The sequence below is a fragment of the Variovorax sp. UC122_21 genome (assembly GCF_044056785.1).
In the GTDB taxonomy this organism is placed as follows: Bacteria; Pseudomonadota; Gammaproteobacteria; order Burkholderiales; family Burkholderiaceae_C; genus Variovorax.
Genome location: NZ_CP172004.1, coordinates 4543679 through 4563394, shown reverse-complemented (window position 1 = coordinate 4563394; position 19716 = coordinate 4543679). Strand labels below are relative to the sequence as shown.

The following is a 19716-nucleotide window of genomic DNA, read 5'->3' as shown; positions in this document are numbered from 1 at the left end:
TCCATGGCCGATCTGACCGATCCGGCGGCGAAGCGCGCGCCTTCGTTCTGGAGCCCGCGCATCGCGGACCTCGAGCCCTACGTGCCCGGCGAGCAGCCGCGCATCCGGGACCTCGTGAAGCTCAACACCAACGAGAACCCGTATCCGCCATCGCCGCGCGCCATCCAGGCGATCCGCGAGGCGGCCGAGAACGGCCTCGAGCTCTACCCCGACCCCGCCTCGCTCGCATTGCGTGAAGCCGTCGCGCGCCGCCACGGGCTCGCGGTCGAGCAGGTCTTCGCGGGCAACGGTTCCGACGAGGTGCTGGCCCACGCCTTCTTCGCCTTCTTCCAGCAGAACGAGCCGCTGTTGATGCCCGACATCAGCTACAGCTTCTACCGCGTCTATGCGCAGCTCTACGGCATCGCCTGCGAGCAGCTGCCGGTCGACGAAGGTCTGCGCATCGACATCGATGCCATGGCCGATCGCGCGCGAGAAGGCTGCGCGGGCGTGGTCATTGCGAATCCGAACGCCCCCACCGGCATCGGCCTGCCGCTGGCGCGCATCGAAGAACTGCTGCGCGCCTGCCCCGAGCGCGTGGTGCTGGTGGACGAGGCCTACGTCGACTTCGGCGCCGACAGCGCGCTCTCGCTGATTCCGCACCATTCCAACCTGCTGGTGGTGCAGACGCTCTCGAAGTCGCGTTCGCTGGCCGGCCTGCGCGTGGGCTTCGCCTGCGGCCAGGCGCATCTGGTCGATGCGCTGGTGCGCGTGAAGGACAGCTTCAACTCCTACCCGCTCGACCGGCTCGCGAGCGCCGGCGCCGTGGCGGCGCTGGACGACGAGGACTGGTTCCGCAAGACGCGCGACGACGTGGTCGACACCCGCGAGGGACTGGTGCTGCAGCTCGAGGACCTGGGCTTCGAGGTGCTGCCCTCGCAGACCAATTTCGTGTTCGCGCGGCATCCCTCGCGCGACGCCGCCGAACTGGCCGCCGCGCTGCGCGAGCGCTCGGTGCTGGTGCGGCACTTCCGCCAGCCGCGCATCGCGCAGTACCTGCGCATCAGCATCGGCACGCGCGCGCAGTGCAGCGTGCTGGTGGAGCGGCTGCGCGAGATCCTGCAGGCTCAGTAGCGCGTCTCGCTGAGCTCCGCGAACAGGTCGCCGTAGATCTTGTAGCGCGAGGCGCTGATCGGCCCGTCGTTGGCCGCCGATTCCACATGCGCGATCACGCCGCAGCCCGGCTCGTGCAGGTGGGTGCAGTTGTAGAACTTGCACTCGCCCGCGTGCTCGGCGATGTCGGGCATCAGGCCCGCGAGCTGCATCGGCGCGATGTGGTTGAGGCCGAATTCCTGGAAGCCCGGCGAGTCGATCAGCGCGGTGCTGCGCGCCGCGTCGACCCAGTACCAGGTGGTGCTGGTGGTGGTGTGCTTGCCCGAATTGAGCGCCTGCGAGATCTCGCCGGTGAGCGCGGTGGCGCCCGGCACCAGCAGGTTGATCAGCGTGCTCTTGCCCGCGCCCGAGGGGCCGAGCACCAGCGTGGTCTTGCCCGCGAGGCGCTGCGTGAGCGAGGCATGGTCGACCTCGCCCGAGGCCTTGAGCGAGAGCGGCAGCACGCCGTGGTGCATGCGCCGGTAGGGCGCGAGCTTGCGCCAGGCGCGCTCGAAGGGCTCGACCAGGTCGCTCTTGTTGAGCGCGATGATCGGCGTGATGCGCTCGGCCTCGGCCGCGATCAGGGCGCGCGCGAGCTGGTGTTCGGAGAACTCGGGCTCGGCCGCGATCAGGATCAGCACATGGTCGAGATTGGCCGCGAAGGACTTGGTGCGGATGTCGTCCTGGCGGTAGAACAGGTTGCGCCGCGGCACCACCTGCTCGATCGTGCCCTCGTCCTCGCTGGCCTGCCAGCGCACGCGGTCGCCGACCACGGCCTGGCTCTTCTTGCCGCGCGGATGGCAGATGCGTCGTTCGCCTTCGGGCGTCTCGACCAGGCAGTGGCGGCCGTGGCTGGCCACCACGAGGCCGTCGTTCAGCGCGTCGGCCGAGGCGCGGCCCTGCTGGCGCTCGCGGCCCGGCTTAGCCAAAGGCGATCGCTCCGGTCATGCCGTGGGCGCGGCCGCCAGCAGCGCGTCGGCCTGGCGTGCGCAATCGAAGTCGGTGACCGAGATGCCACCGACGTCGTGCGTGTTGAAGCGCACCACGCAGCGGTTGTAGTGCACCGACAGGTCGGGGTGGTGGTCCTGCGTATGGGCCACCATCGCCAGCGCATTCACGAAGGCGATGGTCTCGAAGTAGTTCGTGAAGCTGTAGGTCTTCTCGATCGCGACGTTCGCGCCGTCGCCGCTGAGCTTCCAGCCTTCGAGCCGCGCCAGCGCCGAGACGATCTCGGTCGCGCTCAGCGCCTTGCGGGGGATGGACTTCCAGTCCTTGATCTTCAACATGCTGGCGGTGCTCATGGCGCTGCTTTCGAAAGGGGGCGAGGGAGATGGAAAAGAGATGGTGCTCAGGCGGTCGCCAGCATGCGCGCGAGGCGCTCGGAGGCGGGCGGGTGGGAGTAGTAGAACTTGACGAACACCGGATCGGGCGTGAGCGTGGAGGCGTTGTCCTGGTAGAGCTTGAGCAGCGCGGCCGAGAGGTCGGCGCCGCTGGTCTGCGCGATGGCGTAGGCATCGGCCTCGAACTCGTGCTTGCGCGACAGCCGCGCCGACAGCGGCGCGACGAAGAAGCCGAACACCGGCACCGCGAGCATGAACAGCAGCAGCGCCAGCGCGCTGTTGGGCGCGGCCATCGACATGTTGGGCTGCACGCCCAGGCCGGTGTAGAACCAGGCCTGGGTCGAGACCCAGCCCAGCAGCGCGAAGCCCGCGAGGCTCAGCGCGAACATCGCGACCAGCCGCTTGACGATGTGGCGGTGCTTGAAGTGGCCGAGCTCGTGCGCGAGCACCGCCTCGACCTCGTCGGCATTGAGCTGGCGCAGCAGGGTGTCGTAGAACACCACGCGCTTGCTGGCGCCGAAGCCGGTGAAGTAGGCATTGGCATGCGCGCTGCGCCGGCTGCCGTCCATCACGAACAGGCCCTTGGCGCGGAAGCCGCAGCGGCTCATGAGCGCGGTGACGCGGTTCTTCAGCGTCGGATCGTCCAGCGGCTGGAACTTGTTGAAGATCGGCGCGATGAACATCGGATAGACCAGCATCAGCAGCAGGTTGAAGCCCATCCACGCGGCCCAGGCCCAGAGCCACCACAGCGTGCCGGTCGCGCCCATGATCCACAGGATCAGCGCCGCGATCGGCAGCCCGATGGCCGCGCCGACCAGCGTCGAGACCGCCGTGTCGCGCAGCCAGAGGCCCCAGGTCATCTTGTTGAAGCCGAAGCGTTCCTCGAGCCTGAAGGTCTGCCACAGCGTGAACGGGAGTTCGAGCAGGCCGCCGATGGCCGCGAAGGCCGCCAGCAGCACCAGCTGCTGCACCATGCCGCCGCCGAGCCAGGCCAGCAGCACCTTGTTGAGCAGGTCGAGGCCACCGAGCAGGGTCCAGCCCAGCAGCAGCGCCGTGCCCCAGGCCATCTCGATCAGTCCGAAGCGCGCCTTGGCCACCGTGTAGTCGGCCGCCTTCTGGTGCGCCGAGAGGCTGATCGTCTGCGCGAAGGCCTCGGGCACCTCGCCGCGATGCCGCGCCACGTGCCGCACCTGCCGCGAGGCCAGCCAGAACTTCACGAGCAGGCCGGCCACCAGCGCGGCGGCAAAGGCGATGGTGAAGAGGAGCGAATAGGACATAGGGGGCGGAGTTTAGTCCTCGCATCCAAGGCCCCAGGGCCATCGGCGACAATCCCGCGATGCCCGAATCCTCCGCCTCCACGCCCGCCGCAGCGCTCCCCACCCTGAAGAAAAGCGACCAGAACCTGGTCTGGCTCGATTGCGAGATGAGCGGGCTCGATCCCGAGAAGGAACGCCTGCTCGAGATCGCCGTGGTCATCACCGGCCCCGACCTCACGCCGCGCATCGACGGCCCGGTGCTGGTCATCCACCAGAGCGACGCCGTGCTCGACGGCATGGATGCCTGGAACAAGGGCACGCACGGCCGCAGCGGCCTGATCGACAAGGTCAAGACCTCCACCGTCGACGAAGCCACGGCCGAGCAGCAGCTGATCGAATTCATCGCGCGCTACGTGCCCAGGAGCGGCTCGCCGATGTGCGGCAACACCATCGGCCAGGACCGGCGCTTCCTCGTGAAGTACATGCCCAAGCTCGAGGCCTACTTCCACTACCGCAACCTCGACGTCAGCACGCTCAAGGAACTCGCCAAGCGCTGGAAGCCCTCGGCCTTCACCAGCTTCAAGAAGCAGCAGGCCCACACGGCGCTGGCAGACGTGCACGAGTCGATCGAGGAACTGGCGCACTACCGCGAGACCTTCCTGCGCCTGACCGACTGAGCTCTGGTGGGCCGAAACAACGGCCAAAAATCCCATTGCATTCGGGGATTAGGTAAAAACCCCGATGCATGTCATAATCGTGGGCTTCGCTGACCGGGGTGCCCGGCCATTCTCCAAAAGAGTGGCGCGTGCATGAGCAGAATCGGTTCCCCGCCGGCATATCCCGCATCTCCCTATCTTGCACACCGCGCCCGATCGCATGGATCGATCAAAAAGGGCCGCAGCCTCGGGTTTCAGAACCGGAAGCTGAATGTCGTTGGATGGTTGATGTTTTTAACCACCAACGGGGCGCCGCCCACGGCTGCGCTCGCGTTTGAAATTTGACATTCATGACCGACGCTTTTGAAGCGCAGGGCGAGCTCGCGCCTGTGCAATCGATTCACAACAACGAATTTTCCGCTGTCACCTCCGAAGTGCCCGTGCTCGAGGCGCTCGACGCCGCCAGCACCGAGGCCAACGAAGTCCTCGAGGTCGCCGATCAGGACGCGCAGACGTCCGACGCACCCGAGGCACCGCGCGGTCCCAACGGATTCATTCCGCTGGGCCTCGCACCCGAACTGATCGCCGCCGTCGAGGACCTGGGCTTCCACCAGCCCACGACCGTGCAGGAAAAGGTGATCCCGCTGGCCCGCGGCGACGAATCGGCCCGTTTCGTCGACCTGATGGTCTCGAGCCAGACCGGCAGCGGCAAGACCGCGGCCTTCCTGCTGCCCGTGCTGCACACGCTGATCCGCCGCCAGGCCGAAGCCGCCGCCGCCGAGCGCGCCGAATTCGACCGCCTCGCGGCCGAAGCCGCCGAACGCGGCGAAGCGCCGCCGAAGCGGCCCAAGCGCGTCAACCCGACCAGCAACCGCAATTTCAAGGCCGCCACCCCCGGCGCCCTGGTGCTGTGCCCGACGCGCGAACTCGCGCAGCAGGTCGCGCACGACGCCATCGAACTGGTGCGCCACTGCCGTGGCCTGCGCATCGCCAACGTGGTGGGCGGCATGCCCTACCAGCTGCAGATCGCGCGCCTGCAGAACGCCGACCTCGTGGTCGCCACGCCGGGCCGCCTGCTCGACCTGCAGCGCTCGATGCAGATCAAGCTCGACAAGGTCAAGTTCCTGGTGGTCGACGAGGCCGACCGCATGCTCGACCTGGGCTTCGCCGACGACCTGGCCGAAGTCAACCAGCTCACCATCGAGCGCCAGCAGACCATGATGTTCAGCGCCACCTTCGCGCCGCGCATCCAGCAGCTGGCCCAGCGCGTGATGCGCGAGCCGCAGCGCGTGACCATCGACAGCCCGCAGGAAAAGCACGCCAACATCAAGCAGTCGCTGTTCTGGGCCGACAACGCCGCCCACAAGCGCAAGCTGCTCGACCACTGGCTGCGCGACACCAGCATCAACCAGGCGATCGTGTTCGCCAGCACCCAGGTCGAATGCGACGGCCTCGCCAACGACCTGCAGCAGGACGGCTTCAGCGCCGTGGCGCTGCACGGCGCGCTGAGCCAGGGCCTGCGCAACCGCCGCCTGATGGCGCTGCGCCAGGGCCAGGTGCAGATCCTGGTGGCGACCGACGTGGCCGCGCGCGGCATCGACGTGCCGACCATCACCCACGTCTTCAACTTCGGCCTGCCGATGAAGGCCGAGGACTACACCCACCGCATCGGCCGCACCGGCCGTGCCGGCCGCGACGGCCTGGCGATCACCTTCGCCGAGTTCCGCGACCGCCGCCGCATCATGGACATCGAGCAGTACAGCCGCCAGCAGTTCAAGGCCGAGGTGATCCCCGGCATGGAACCGCAGCAGCGCATGCCGCAATCGCGCCCGCAGGGCGACTTCGGCGGCCGTGGCCGTGGTGGCGATCGTCGCCAGGGCAATGGCGGCGGTGGCTACCGCGGCGGCAATGGCGGTGGCAACGGCTACGCCAACGCCAGCGGCTTCAACGACCGCAATGCACGCGGCCCGGCCGGCGGTGCGCCGCGCGGCGGCTTCGGCGGTGGCCAGAACGCCGGTTTCGGCGGCGGCCGCGACCGTGACGAGTCGGCCGGCTTCGGCCGCAAGCCGGGCTGGGGCGACAGCGCACCGCGCGGCAATGCCGGCGGCAGCCGCAACGAAGGCTTCGGCGCCCGCAGCGGCGGTCCGCGCAACGAAGGCGGCTTCGCGCCGCGCAACGACGGCTTCGCGCCTCGCAAGGGCCCGGGCCACGCCGGCGGCCCCGGCAAGGTGTTCGTGCCGCGCGACGCGCAGAAGCGCGCCTTCAAGCCCAGCCGCTGATCGGCCCTCGAGTTGCTCGCAAAGCCCGCGTTCTCCGGAACGCGGGCTTTTTGCATTGGGGGTTTGCGAGCAGTCGAAGGCGCCGATTTTGGTTGACGTCTGAATTGATGAAAAGTAATGTATTGGACGCGTGCAGTCCTGCATTCCGGTTCCGCATCGTCGGTGGCCGGTTCATCAACCTCAGCTTTTCGACCCTTCGACCATGAAAATCGCGATCCTGGGTGGCGGCCATGGGGCCTATGCGGCCGCCGCCGATCTGTCCGAAGCCGGGCATGAAGTGCGGCTGTGGCGCCGCGACGCGGCCGCGCTGCAGCCGGTCATCGACAGCGGCAGCATCGTGCTCAAGGACGCGCGCGGGCGTGCGCGAGGTGCCCATTGCGCTGCCCACCGCCGACATCGGCGCCGCGCTGCGCGATGCGGAACTCATCGTGCTGCCGACCCCGGCCATCGCGCAGGACTTCATCGCGCGCGCCATGGCGCCGCACCTGGTCGACGGCCAGGTGGTGTTCCTGCCGCCCGGCACCTTCGGCAGCTACGTGATGGCGCGCACCGTGCGCGAGGCCGGCAATCGCGCCGACGTGGCCTGGGCCGAGACCGGCACCTTGCCCTACCTCGCGCGCAAGCATGGCGAGCGCGAGGTCAACGTCACGATCCGCGCGATCCGCCTGCCCACCGGCGTCTATCCGGCGCGCAAGGCCGCGCAGGCGATCGACACCATCCGCGTGGCCTACCCGAGCGTGCACGGCTGCGGCGACGCGCTCTCGGGCGCGCTGATGAATGCCGGCCCCGTCATCCATCCGCCGCTGATGGTGATGAATGCCGCGCCGCTGCAGCACTTCGAGCGCTGGGACATCCACAACGAAGGCACGCAGCCCGCGGTGCGCGCCGTGACCGACCAGCTCGACCGCGAGCGCATCGCGGTGCGCGAGGCCTTCGGCCACGGCGGCCCGCACTATCCGCTGGCCGACCACTACGACAACGATCGCTGGATGTACGGCGACGCCCACAAGCAGCTCGTGAAGTCGGGCGACTGGCGCGAGAACATCGACCTGCACGGCCACCGCTACATCACGGAAGACACCGAGCTCGGCCTGGCCTTCCTCGCCTCGGCCGCGCGGCATGCGGGCGTCGACGCACCGATCGCCCACGGCCTGCTCGCGATCGTCGGCGGCTTCCTCGGCCGCGACCTGCGCCAGGGGCCGCGCAGCTTCGAGGCCCTGGGCCTCGCGGATCTTTCGGCCGACGCGCTGCGCCAGAGGCTGCACGATGGCGAATGAGCCGGTCCGCTTCGCCGCGGTCGGCGCGGGGCGCATGGGCCGCGGCATCGCGATCGCCTTCGCCTACGCGGGCCACCGCATCGCGCTGGTCGACCTGCGCGTGCGCGGCGAGGAGGCCTGGAACAGGCTGCACGACGAGGCACGGCAGGAGATCGCGGCCAGCCTCGCGGGCCTGGCGCAACTCGGCGTGATCGATGCGGCGCAGGCCGAGGCCATCGCGGCGCGCGTGCAGTACGTGCGCGCGGAACAGGCACCGGCGGCGCTCGCGCAGGCCGAGCTGGTGTTCGAGGGCGTGCCCGAAACGCTCGAGGCCAAGCGCGAGGCCTTCGAACAGATCAACGCCCATTGCCGCGATGAGGCGATCCTGACCTCGACCACCAGCAGCATCCTGGTCACGCAGCTCGCGGCGCTGGTGCGCAGGCCCGAGCGCTTCCTCAACATGCACTGGCTCAACCCGGCCTACGTGATCCCGGTGGTCGAACTGAGCTGCCATCCGGGCACCGACCCCGCGGTGCTGGCGCGCACGCGCGAGATCATGGAAGCGATCGGCAAGCTGCCCGTGGTGTGCGGGCCCACGCCCGGGTACATCGTGCCGCGGCTGCAGGCGCTGATCATGAACGAGGCCGCGCGCATGATCGAGGAGGGCGCCGCCACCGCCGAGGAGATCGACAAGGCCACGCGCCACGGCCTGGGCCTGCGCTTCGCGGCACTCGGCGTGGTCGAGTTCATCGACTTCGGCGGCTGCGACATCCTGCACCACGCGAGCCGCGAGATGTCGGCCTCGATCGACAAGGGGCGCTACACCGCGCCGGCCATCGTCGACCGCATGGTGGAAGAAGGGCGGCTCGGCCTCAAGAGCGGCAGCGGCTTCTATGCCTACGAAGGCACCGACACCGCCGCCTATCGCCGCGACGTGCTCTCGCGCACGCTCGGCATGCTGCGCCACGCGGGCCTCTGGCGGCCCGCGGCCGAACGCACGCTGCCATGACGCCGACCATCCGCCGCGCCTTCGCCGATCTGTCGGTCGGGCAGGTGCACTGCGCGAGCTGCGGCGACATCGATGCGCCGCCGGTGCTGCTGCTGCACCAGTCGCCGCGCAGCTGGCGCGAGTACGAAGCGGTGCTGCCCCTGCTCGGGACGCGGCATCGCGCGATCGCGATGGACACCGTGGGCTTCGGCGATTCGGCCGCGGGCAGCGAGCCCGCCTCGATCGCGCACTGGGCCCGTGTCGCGGCCGAGCTGCTCGATGCGCTGCGCATCGAACGCACCGACGTGGTCGGCCATCACACGGGCGGCGTGATCGCGATCGAACTCGCGGCCGCGCTCGGCGAGCGCGTGCGCGCGCTGGTGCTGTCCTCGACGCCCTACACCGACGAAGCCTTTCGCCGTGCGCGCGCCGAGCGTCCGCCGATCGACGAGGTCGAGCCCAGCGAAGACGGCAGCCATCTCGCGGCGCTGTGGGGCAAGCGGCAGGGTTTCTATCCACCCCACCGGCCCGAGCTGCTCGAGGCCTTCGTGCTCGATGCGCTCAAGGTCGGCCGGCGGCTCGAGGAAGGCCATCGTGCCGTGGCCTCGTACCGCATGGAAGAGCGCATCGATCGCGTCACGCAGCCCGTGCTGATCGTGCGCGCGCCCGAGGACCCGTTCGCCTCGCCGCATGCGCAGGAACTCGCTCGGCATCTGCGCCATGCGGCCAGCGTGCGCATCGCCGACATCGAAGGCGGCATGGTGCCGCTGCCCGACCAGTTGCCCGAAGCCTTCGCGCGCTGCGTGGACGACTTCCTCGCGGGTCTCGCATGAAGGCCGTGCGCATCGCGCAATGGGGCGAGCCGCCGCGCATCGAGGAGCGGCCCGACCCCGTGCCCGCGCCGGGCCGCAGCCTGGTGCGCATGCAGGCCGCAACCGTCGGCCACATCGATCGCACCGTGTGGCGCGGCGGCTTCCTGCGCCCGCCGCCCTTGCCCTACACGCCCGGCGTCGAGGGCGCGGGCATCGTGATCCACAGCGAACGCTTCGCGCCGGGCCAGCGCGTGTGGCTGCGCGGCAGCGGCCTCGGCACTCTGTTCGATGGCACCTGGTGCGAGATCGCCGACGCGCCCGATGCCGCGCTCGGCGAACTGCCCGAGGGCCTCGACATGGCACTGGGCTCGGCCTTCTTCTCGCCCTGCACCTCGGCCTGGGTCGCCTTGCATGAAGTGGCGCGCGTGCGCGCAGGCGAACGCGTGATGGTCACGGGCGCGAGCGGTGCGGTCGGCTCGCTCGCGGTGCAGCTCGCGCTCGAGATCGGTGCGAAGGTCTGCGCGGTGGTGGCCGATGCGTCCGCCGACCATGGCTTGCCTTCGGGTGTCGACGTCGTCGAGTGGCGATCCGGCATCGAAGCGCCGTCGCAAGAGGCCGAGGTGCTGATCGACACCGTCGGCGGCGACGTGCTCGCTGCGCTGCTTGGCCGCGTGCTGCCCGGTGGCCGCGCGGTGCTGATCGGCTACACGGCGGGCGAGACCCTGTCGCTCTCGCTGCCGGCCTTCATGCAGCGCGACGTGAGCCTGCTGCCGCTCAACATGTTCCGGCGCGAGGCGCAGGGCCGCGCGGCCGTGCCTCGGTTGCTCGAGCGATTGAGCGACGGGCGTTTGCGGCTCGCGGTGCAACGCTTCGCGTTCGACGAAGCGGCACGGGCGCTTGAATGGATCGCGCAGCGTGGCCGTCGAGGCCGCGCGGTGCTCGTCGCGGACTGAGCTTCAGCGCTACGCGTCGTCCTCTTCCTGCGCCGCGTCGGACGGCGCATGCGCATGCAGCTGGATCATCAGCCGCAGCGTGTTCTTGAGTTCCTCCGCGCGCGTGAGGCCGAAGGGCTCGAGCACGCGTCGCTCGTGCTCGCTCGCGAGCTGCATCAGATGCTCCACCTTGGCCGCACCCTTGCGGGTGATGCGCACCAGCGTGATGCGGCGATCGCTCTCATGGGGAATGCGCTCGACCTGGCCCTGCGTCTCCATGCGATCGAGCAGTCGCGTCACGGTCGGCTGCTTGGTCACGGTGATCTGCGCGAGCCTTCCGATGCTCACCGCATCGCCGCCCGCCAGCGAGGCCATCACGCGCCACTCCGACACCGAGAAACCCTCTTGCCGCGCCACCTCGTGGAACTCCGAGGAGATCAGTTGGCTGGCCTGCGCGAGCAGCGCGGGCAGGTAGTTGTCGACGAAGCGCTGCGGCTTCTTTTCAGTGCTTCCCATGCGTTCCCCCGATGCACATCGAACGACCCGGAAGTGGCACGCGGCTTGCGTGTCTAGGGTTATTCATGATTGTGGATAGATTCATTTCTAAACAGTATACGTACCAAGGCCCGTCCAGGCATTCATCGCTTTATCGCAGGTGATGCATGAACGGGCCACCGCCCACACGGTGACGTCGATCGAGGAAAAGAGCAAGCCATGGCCGAGCGTTCGTTTGTCGAAGAAGTGAAGAAACTGCGGCTGTCCGCCGGTGAAGTGTTCCGCGGCGAAGGCATCCTCGCCGTCACCAAGGCACTGCTCGAATCGGGCGTGTCGTACGTCGCGGGCTACCAGGGCGCGCCGATCTCGCACCTGATGGACGTGCTGGCCGATGCGCAGGACATCCTCGCCGACCAGGGCATCCGTTTCGAGAACAGCGCGAGCGAGGCCACGGCCGCCGCCACGCTCGCGGCCTCGGTCAACTACCCGTTGCGCGGTGCCGTGACCTTCAAGGCCACGGTCGGCGCCAACGTCGCCTCCGATGCGCTGGCCAACCTCGCCTCGGGCGGCGTGACCGGCGGCGCGCTGGTGATCGTGGGCGAGGACTACGGCGAAGGCTCCTCGATCATGCAGGAGCGCAGCCACGCCTTCGCGATGAAGTCGCAGATCTGGCTGCTCGATCCGCGGCCCAACCTGCCGAGCATCGTCGAGGCCGTGAAGCAGGGCTTCAAACTCTCCGAGGCCAGCCACACGCCCGTGATGCTGCAGCTGCGCATCCGCGCCTGCCACGTGCACGGCCAGTTCATTGCCGCCGACAACCGCCGCGCCGCCTACTCGGTGCAGGAGGCGGCCGAGAACCCGCGGCGCGACGTCAGCCGCATCGTGCTGCCGCCCGCGAGCTTCGTGCACGAGCAGGAGAAGGTGAAGGAGCGCTGGCCCGCGGCCGTGCGCTTCATCGAGGAACGCGGCCTCAACGAGTTCTTCGCCGACGGCGCCGACGACATCGGCATCGTGGTGCAGGGCGGCAGCTACAACACGCTGGTGCGCGCGCTCGAGCGCCTGGGCCTGGCCGACGTCTACGGCAACAGCCGCATCCCGCTGTACGTGATGAACGTCGCCTACCCGGTGATCGACAGCGAGGTGGTGCGCTTCTGCGAAGGCAAGCGCGCGGTGCTGATGGTGGAGGAGGGCCAGCCCAACTTCATCGAGCAGAACATCGCGACCATCCTGCGCCAGCGCGGCGTGACCACTGCGCTGCACGGCAAGGACATGCTGCCGGTGGCCGGCGAGTACACGGCCGCCGAGCTGCTGCAGGGCGCGCGCGTCTTCTGCGAGCGCTACGGCCGTCTCGCGTCGCAACCGGCCGCGCCCGTGCCGGCCCCGGTGCGCAAGGTGATCCCGCTGATCGAACTGCCGAGCGAGCCGGCCGCGCCGCTGGCCGACAGCGTGCACGCGCGCCCGCCGGGCTTCTGCACCGGCTGCCCCGAGCGCCCGATCTTCAGCGCGATGAAGCTGGTCGAGCGCGAGCTCGGTCCGCACCATGTGAGCGCCGACATCGGCTGCCACCTGTTCTCGATCCTGCCGCCGTTCCACATCGGCAACACCACCATGGGCTACGGCCTCGGCGGCGCGGGCGCGGCCGCCATGGGCGCGCCGCGCGGCAAGCGCGCGATCGCGATGATGGGCGACGGCGGCTTCTGGCACAACGGCCTCACGAGCGGCGTCGCCAACGCGGTGTTCAACCAGAGCGACAACCTCACCATCGTCGTCGACAACAACTACACCTCGGCCACCGGCGGACAGGACATCCTGTCGTCGAAGGCCGTCAACGCCACCCGCAGCACCGGCCACGCGATCGAGCGCGCGGTGCGCGGCGTGGGCGTGAACTGGGTGCGCACCATCCGCCGCACCTACGACGTGGCCGGCATGCGCGACGCGCTCAGGGAAGCGCTGACCACCAAGGAGAAGGGCCCGAAGGTCCTGATCGCGCAGTCCGAATGCATGCTCAACAAGCAGCGGCGCGAGAAGCCGCTGGTGCGCAAGGCCATCGCCGACGGCAAGCGCATGGTGCGCGAGAAGTTCGGCGTCGATGCCGACACCTGCACCGGCGACCACTCCTGCATCCGGCTCTCGGGCTGCCCGTCGCTCTCGATCAAGACCAACCCCGATCCGTTGCGCACCGACCCGGTCGCCACCGTGCTCGAGAGCTGCGTGGGCTGCGGCAACTGCGGCGACGTCTCGCACGCGGCCGTGCTCTGCCCCTCGTTCTACAAGGCGCGCATCGTCAGCAATCCCACCGGCTGGGACCGGCTGCGCGAGCGCGTGCGCGGCGCCGTCATCGGCTGGCTGCAGCGCGGCGCGGCGCGCCGGCGCGAGGCCTATTCGTTCTGAGCGCGCCGATGACCACGCAACAACCGATCAAGATCGCGATCCTCGCCATGGGCGGCGAGGGCGGCGGCGTGCTGGCCGACTGGATCGTCGACATGGGCGAGGCCAACGGCTGGGTCGCCCAGACCACCTCCGTGCCCGGCGTGGCGCAGCGCACCGGTGCCACCATCTACTACGTGGAGCTGTTCCCCGAGGCCGCCGCGCGCGCCGACGGTGGCCAGCCGGTGCTGGCGCTGATGCCGCTGCCGGGCGACGTCGACCTGGTGCTCGCCTCCGAGCTGATGGAAGCCGGCCGCGCGGTGCAGCGCGGGCTGGTCACGCCCGATCGCACCACGCTGATCGCTTCCACGCACCGCGTCTATTCGATCGCCGAGAAGAGCGCGATGGGCGACGGCCGCGTCGACAGTCGCGAACTGCTCGCGCATGCGGGGCGCGCCGCGCACCGCTTCATCCGCTTCGACATGGCGCAGGCCGCGGAAGACGCGGGCAGCGTGATCAGCGCCGTGCTGTTCGGCGCGCTCGCGGGCTCGGGCGTGCTGCCCTTCGGCCGCGCCCAGTTCGAGGCCACCATCGAGCGCGGCGGCGTCGGCGTGAAGCCCAGCCTGCGCGCCTTCGGTGCCGCCTTCGCGCGTGCCCAGGCCGAGGAGGGCGAGGCGCCCGCGCCGGCCCTGCCGCCGGCCGCGCCGCCGCAGCCGCGCCATCCCGCGGTGCGCGCGTTGGTCGAGCGGGTGCAGAAGGATTTCGCGCCGGCGCAGCAGGCGCTTCTGCTCGAGGGCGTGCGCCGTCTCATCGATTACCAGGACCCGGCCTATGCGGGCCTCTACCTCGACCGCGTCGCTGCGCTGCAGTCGCTCGGCAGCCCGGCGCTGCTCGAGGTCGCGGCGCGCCACCTGGCGCTGTGGATGTCCTATGAAGACACGGCGCGCGTGGCCTCGCTCAAGATCCGCGCGACCCGCTTCGACCGCGTGCGCGACGAGTCGCGCGTGCAGGCCGACCAGCTGCTCGCGATCCACGAGTACATGCATCCGCGGCTGCAGGAGATCTGCGAGACCCTGCCCGCGGGCCTGGGCCGCTGGCTCATGCGCACCGGCTGGGCGCGCGGCCTGGTCGAGCGCTTCACGCAGAAAGGCCGCGTGGTGCAGACCAGTTCGCTGCATGGCTATCTGCTGCTGTCCACCGTGGCCGGCATGGGCCGCTGGCGCCGTTCCACGCTGCGCTATGCGGACGAGAACCGGCGCATCGAGGCCTGGCTGGCCGAGATCGCCGCCACCGCCGCGCGCAACACCGAGCTTGCGATCGAAGTGGCGCAGTGCCAGCGGCTGGTCAAGGGCTACAGCGACACGCACGAACGCGGCCTGCGCAACTACGACACCGTGATGGCGGCCCTGCGCCGCGCCGGCGATGCGCTCTCGCCGGCCACCTTGCGCGAGCTGCGCAATGCCGCGCTGGCCGACGAGCACGGCCACCAGCTGCAGGCGGCGCTGGTGCGCCACGCGCTGGCCTGAACGACGAAGAAGAGACGAACCCCATGGCCTCCGATCCCACGACCCTTCGCCTGCGCGTCGCCGAGGCGCGCGAACTCAATCCGCTGGTCCGGCTGTTCCGCCTGCGCGCCGACGATGGCGCCGCGCTGCCGGGCTTCGAGGCCGGCGCCCACATCCGCGTGCGCGTCGACCTCGGCAACGGCCAGTCGGACTGGCGCCACTATTCGCTGATCGACTTCGCTACGGGCGGCCAGCAGGCGCCGGCCGAGTACCTGATCGCGGTGCGCAAGGAGGCCGCGGGCCGCGGTGGCTCGCGCTTCATGCACGAGCGGTTGCGCGAGGGCGACACCATCGAGGCCGAGCCACCGAAGAACGATTTCCCGCTGCACGGCGGCGCGGGCCGGGCGGTGTTGCTGGCCGGCGGCATCGGCATCACGCCGCTCGCGAGCATGGCCGCGCACCGCCGCGCGCAGGGCCTGCCGGTGGAACTGCACTACGCGGGGCGCAGCCGCGCGCTGATGGCCTTCCTGCCCGAACTCGGCGAGCTGCTGGGCACCGACCTGCTGCTGCACGACGACGAGTCGAAGGGCGCGCCCTTCGACGTGGGCGCGCTGCTCGCGCGCTGCGACCCGGCCGACCAGCTCTATGTCTGCGGCCCCAAGCCGATGCTCGACACGGTGCTGGCCCAGACCCAGGCGCGCGGCTGGAACAGCGACCGCGTGCACTTCGAGCTCTTCACCGCACCGGTGGTGGAAGAGGGCGACCATGCCTTCGAGGTCGAGCTCGCCATGTCGGGCCAGCGCTTCACCGTGCCGGCCGACCAGAGCATCCTCGACTGCCTGATCGAGCATGGCTGCGATCCGATGTTCGATTGCAAGCGCGGCGAATGCGGCGTGTGCGCCGTGCCCGTGATCGACGGCGAGATCGACCACCGCGACTACGTGCTCACGGCACGCGAGAAGGCCGCGGGCAACGTGATCCAGATCTGCATCTCCCGCGCCAAGGGCCAGCGGCTGGTGCTCGACCTCTGAACCCAAGGAGTCCACGCATGACCAGCTACCGAGGCAATCCCGACGCGGTCCGCGCGCTGGTGCAGCCCGACCGCGTGCACCGCGACCTCTACATCAGCGAGGAGATCTTCGCGCTCGAGCAGGAGCACTTCTTCGCCAACACCTGGAACTACGTCGGCCACGAGAGCCAGTTGCCCAAGCCCGGCGACTACATCACCAACGAGATCGCGGGCCGCCCGCTGATCGTGGTGCGCCATGCCGACGGCAGCGTGCGCGTGCTGATGAACCGTTGCGCCCACAAGGGTTCGCGGCTGGTGAGCGCGCCCTGCGGCAACACCGGCAAGTTCTTCCGCTGCCCGTACCACGCCTGGACCTTCAAGACCGACGGCTCGCTGCTGTCGATCCCGCTGAAGAACGGCTACGAGGGCACGCAGCTGCACGACTGCGAGGCTTCCAAGGGGCTGGTGCCGGTGGCGGGCGTGCGCAGCTACCGCGGCTTCGTCTTCGTGAAGATCAACGACGTCGGGCCCTCGTTCGAGGAGTACTTCGGCGACTCGCTGAGCTCGATCGACAACATGGCCGACCGCTCGCCCGAGGGCGAGCTCGAGATCGCCGGCGGCTGCCTGCGCTTCACGCACCAGTGCAACTGGAAGATGTTCGTGGAGAACCTCAACGACACCATGCACCCGATGGTGGCGCACGAGTCCTCGGCCGGCACCGCCAAGACCATGTGGGCCGGCAAGCCCGCCGACGAGCCCAAGCCGATGGCGATCGAGCAGTTCGTGCCCTTCATGTCGGACTACAAGTTCTTCGAGGACATGGGCGTTCGCACCTACGACAACGGCCACAGCTTCACGGGTGTCAACTTCAGCATCCACAGCAAGTACAAGGCAATCCCCGCGTACGACGACGCGATGAAGGCCCGCTACGGCGAGGAGCGCACCGCGCAGATCCTCGGCATGGCGCGCCACAACACGGTCTACTACCCGAACCTCACGATCAAGGGCGCGATCCAGGCGATCCGCGTGGTCAAGCCGGTCTCGGCCGGCATGTCGATCGTCGAGAGCTGGACCTTCCGCCTCAAGGGCGCGCCGCCCGAGCTGCTGCAGCGCACCACCATGTACAGCCGGCTCATCAACTCGCCGTTCTCGGTGGTCGGGCACGACGACCTGCAGGCCTACCGCGGGCATGCAGGCCGGCCTGCATGCCAGCGGCAACGAGTGGGTGAGCCTGCACCGCAACTTCGAGGACGGCGAGGCCGAGCGCAGCGGCGAGGTCACCACCGTCGGCACCAGCGAGCTGCCGATGCGCAACCAGTACCGCAGCTGGGCGCGCTACATGACGGAGACGATGTGATGAGCGCCGCCGTCACGCACCAGCAGCTGGCCGACTTCGTGGTGCGCGAGTGCCGCCTGCTCGACGCCAAGCGCTACGAGGAGTGGAACGCGCTCTTCACCGACGACGCCTTCTACTGGGTGCCGCTGATTCCCGACCAGGAAGACGGCATCAACCACACCTCGCACATGTACGAGGACAAGCTGCTGCGCGAGCTGCGCATCGAGCGCCTGAAGAGCCCGCGCGCCTTCTCGCAACAGCCGCCGAGCCGCTGCCACCACCTGCTGCAGGCGCCCACGGTCGAGGAATTCGACGAAGCCGCCAATCGCTACGTGGTGCGCACGGAGTTCCACTACACCGAGTGCCAGGGCGACGAGCTGCAGTTCTACGTCGGCACCTTCTTCCACCACCTGCTGTGGCAGGACGGCGCGCTGCGCATGACGCTCAAGCGCGTGAACCTGCTGAACTGCGACGCGGCGCTGCCCGCGGTGCAGCTCTTCATCTGAACGGACGGACACCGCGATGACGCATCCCACCGTCCATGCCGCCTTCGCCGCCTCGGCGGCGCGCACGCCCGAGGCCGAGTTCCTGTGCGTGGAGCCGGTCACGGCCGCGAGCTACGGCATCGAGGCCGGCAGCATCCGCTGGCGCGAGGCCGTGGCCGAGGTCGACCGGCTGCGCGAGGCCTATGCGCGCGCGGGCTACGGCCATGGCCACCGCGTCGGGCTGCTGCTCGAGAACCGGCCGGCCTTCCTGTACCACTGGTTCGCGCTCAATGCGCTCGGCGTGAGCGTGGTGCCGATCAATGCCGAGATGCGCGCGGCCGAGCTGGCCTACCTGATCGGCCACAGCGGGATCGAGCTCGCGGTGAGCCTGCCGCAGCGCGCCGACGACCTGCGCGCGGCGGCGCAACGCGAAGGTGCCACGCTCGACGTGATGCAGGCCTCGGACCCCGAAGTGCCGCGGGCCCGCAGCCGCGCGCCGCGCACGGGGGAACCCGTCGGCCCGAACACCGAATGCGCGCTGCTCTACACCTCGGGCACCACGGGGCGCCCCAAGGGCTGCATGCTGGGCAACGAATACTTCGTCCGCGCGGGCGAGTGGTATGCGGGGCTCGACGGCGTGTGCGAGGTGCGGCGCGACCGCGAGCGGATCATCACGCCGCTGCCGCTCAACCACGTGAACGCGATGGCCTTCTCGACCATGGTGATCCTGGTGGCAGGCGGCTGCCTGATCCAGCTCGACCGTTTCCATCCGAAGAGCTGGCTGCACAGCGTGCGCGAGACCGGTGCGACCATCGTCCATTACCTCGGCGTGATGCCCGCGATGCTGCTGGCCGCGCCCGCGTCGCCTTCCGACCGCGAACATGCGGTGCGCTGGGCTTTCGGCGCCGGCGTGGACCGGCGCAACCATGGCGTGTTCGAGGAGCGCTTCGGCTTCCCGCTGGTCGAGGCCTGGGCCATGACCGAGACCGGTGCCGCCGCCTGCGTGATGGCGAACCACGAGCCGCGCCACATCGGCACGAGCTGCTTCGGGCGGCCCGAGGATTTCGTCGAGCTGCGGCTGGTCGACGAGGCCGGCGCCGATGTGCCCGTGGGCACGCCGGGCGAACTGCTGGTGCGCAGCGCGGGCCCCGATCCGCGCCGCTATTTCTTCTCGGGCTATCTCAAGGACGAGGCAGCGACCCAGGAGGCCTGGGCCGATGGCTGGTTCCACACGGGCGACATGGTGCGCCGCGAGTCCGACGGCAGCCTCTGCTTCGTCGACCGCAAGAAGAACGTGATCCGCCGCAGCGGCGAGAACATCTCGGCGGTGGAGGTCGAGAGCGTGCTGAACCAGCACCCGGCGGTGAAGAGCTCGGCCGTGGCCGCGACACCCGATGCGGTGCGCGGGGACGAGGTGCTGGCCTGCATCGTGCTGCACGAGGCGGTGAGTGAGGGTGCCCGTTCCGCGATGGCGCTGAGCATCGTGGCGCATGCGCTCGACCAGCTCGCCTACTACAAGGCGCCTGGCTATGTGGCGTTCGTCGATGCCTTGCCGCTCACGGCTTCTCAGAAGATTCAACGCGGGGAGTTGCGTGTGCTGGCCCAGGGGTTGCCTGGGCAGGTGCATTGCATCGATACGCGTGGGTTGAAGAAGAGGCAGGGGTGATGGACATGCGCTTGATTCGTTCGGGGCGGGCTCACGCCGATGGGGTACTCCCCTCCGCGAATGTCCCCCGGCCTGCGGCCTCCTCCTTGATTTCGCTGCGGGGAGTACCCCATCGGCGTGAGCCTGGACACGGTGGTCGAACCGGCTGCACAACGACTGCGCCCACGTGCACAGGGCAGTGGGTGCTTCCCGCAGCGAAATTA

The 19716-nt window shown here is 69.5% G+C and carries 15 protein-coding genes and 2 pseudogenes; 13 read left to right on the top strand and 4 right to left on the bottom strand.

The window, feature by feature from the left end; all coding sequences use genetic code 11:
* Positions 1–3 precede the first annotated feature (3 nt).
* Positions 4–1113, top strand: coding sequence for a histidinol-phosphate transaminase (gene hisC / locus ACHMXE_RS34170; RefSeq protein ID WP_395348426.1), 1110 nt, complete (start codon positions 4–6; stop codon positions 1111–1113).
* On the opposite strand, the gene rsgA is transcribed toward hisC, so the two are convergent.
* The 3 genes from rsgA to ACHMXE_RS34155 are packed head-to-tail and all read right to left on the bottom strand — an operon-like array spanning position 1107 to position 3748.
* A complete protein-coding gene (gene rsgA / locus ACHMXE_RS34165) occupies positions 1107–2060 on the bottom strand; it encodes a ribosome small subunit-dependent GTPase A (RefSeq protein WP_296781577.1) in 954 nt (317 codons plus the stop codon). The genes hisC and rsgA overlap by 7 nt on opposite strands.
* A gap of 15 nt (positions 2061–2075) precedes the next feature.
* Complete coding sequence (locus ACHMXE_RS34160) at positions 2076–2432, bottom strand: 4a-hydroxytetrahydrobiopterin dehydratase (protein ID WP_261208585.1); 357 nt, start codon at positions 2430–2432, stop codon at positions 2076–2078.
* Positions 2433–2479: 47 nt separating this feature from the next.
* Positions 2480–3748, bottom strand: a complete 1269-nt coding sequence (locus tag ACHMXE_RS34155) for a M48 family metallopeptidase (RefSeq protein WP_203204934.1) — start codon at positions 3746–3748, stop codon at positions 2480–2482.
* Positions 3749–3807: 59 nt separating this feature from the next.
* On the opposite strand from ACHMXE_RS34155, the gene orn reads away from it, so the two are divergent.
* The 6 genes and pseudogenes from orn (at position 3808) to ACHMXE_RS34125 (ending at position 10671) form a co-directional block, all read left to right on the top strand.
* Entirely contained in the window at positions 3808–4404 is a 597-nt protein-coding gene (gene orn / locus ACHMXE_RS34150) for an oligoribonuclease (RefSeq protein ID WP_395348425.1), read from the top strand.
* A 329-nt stretch (positions 4405–4733) separates the two neighbouring features.
* Entirely contained in the window at positions 4734–6662 is a 1929-nt protein-coding gene (locus ACHMXE_RS34145; protein WP_209541240.1) for a DEAD/DEAH box helicase, read from the top strand.
* 202 nt (positions 6663–6864) lie between these two features.
* Positions 6865–7939 (top strand): annotated as a pseudogene (locus tag ACHMXE_RS34140) (NAD/NADP octopine/nopaline dehydrogenase family protein).
* The gene (locus tag ACHMXE_RS34135) at positions 7929–8927 is read left to right on the top strand and encodes a 3-hydroxybutyryl-CoA dehydrogenase (protein WP_395348424.1); all 999 of its coding nucleotides are present in this window, start codon (positions 7929–7931) and stop codon (positions 8925–8927) included. The pseudogene ACHMXE_RS34140 and the gene ACHMXE_RS34135 overlap by 11 nt, the downstream one beginning before the upstream one ends.
* Positions 8924–9739, top strand: coding sequence for an alpha/beta fold hydrolase (locus tag ACHMXE_RS34130; protein WP_395348423.1), 816 nt, complete (start codon positions 8924–8926; stop codon positions 9737–9739). The genes ACHMXE_RS34135 and ACHMXE_RS34130 overlap by 4 nt, the downstream gene beginning before the upstream one ends.
* Positions 9736–10671 carry a zinc-binding alcohol dehydrogenase family protein gene (locus tag ACHMXE_RS34125; protein WP_395348422.1) on the top strand — a complete coding sequence of 312 codons (936 nt, stop codon included), beginning with the start codon at positions 9736–9738 and terminating at the stop codon, positions 10669–10671. Before ACHMXE_RS34130 ends, ACHMXE_RS34125 begins: the two co-directional genes overlap by 4 nt.
* 9 nt (positions 10672–10680) lie before the next feature.
* Here the strand turns inward: ACHMXE_RS34125 and ACHMXE_RS34120 are convergent, their stop codons facing one another.
* Entirely contained in the window at positions 10681–11166 is a 486-nt protein-coding gene (locus ACHMXE_RS34120; RefSeq protein ID WP_203204941.1) for a MarR family winged helix-turn-helix transcriptional regulator, read from the bottom strand.
* A gap of 198 nt (positions 11167–11364) precedes the next feature.
* Between ACHMXE_RS34120 and ACHMXE_RS34115 the strand changes: the two genes are divergently transcribed.
* The 6 genes and pseudogenes from ACHMXE_RS34115 (at position 11365) to ACHMXE_RS34090 (ending at position 19513) form a co-directional block, all read left to right on the top strand.
* Positions 11365–13536, top strand: a complete 2172-nt coding sequence (locus ACHMXE_RS34115; protein ID WP_395348421.1) for a thiamine pyrophosphate-dependent enzyme — start codon at positions 11365–11367, stop codon at positions 13534–13536.
* Between the two features lie 8 nt (positions 13537–13544).
* Positions 13545–15038, top strand: coding sequence for an indolepyruvate oxidoreductase subunit beta family protein (locus tag ACHMXE_RS34110; protein WP_395348420.1), 1494 nt, complete (start codon positions 13545–13547; stop codon positions 15036–15038).
* Between the two features lie 23 nt (positions 15039–15061).
* Positions 15062–16048, top strand: a complete 987-nt coding sequence (locus ACHMXE_RS34105) for a PDR/VanB family oxidoreductase (RefSeq protein ID WP_395348419.1) — start codon at positions 15062–15064, stop codon at positions 16046–16048.
* A 17-nt stretch (positions 16049–16065) separates the two neighbouring features.
* A pseudogene (locus ACHMXE_RS34100) lies at positions 16066–17383 on the top strand (aromatic ring-hydroxylating dioxygenase subunit alpha).
* Complete coding sequence (locus ACHMXE_RS34095; protein ID WP_209541232.1) at positions 17383–17868, top strand: aromatic-ring-hydroxylating dioxygenase subunit beta; 486 nt, start codon at positions 17383–17385, stop codon at positions 17866–17868. The pseudogene ACHMXE_RS34100 and the gene ACHMXE_RS34095 overlap by 1 nt, the downstream one beginning before the upstream one ends.
* A 16-nt stretch (positions 17869–17884) precedes the next feature.
* A complete protein-coding gene (locus ACHMXE_RS34090; protein ID WP_395348418.1) occupies positions 17885–19513 on the top strand; it encodes an AMP-binding protein in 1629 nt (542 codons plus the stop codon).
* Positions 19514–19716 lie beyond the last annotated feature (203 nt).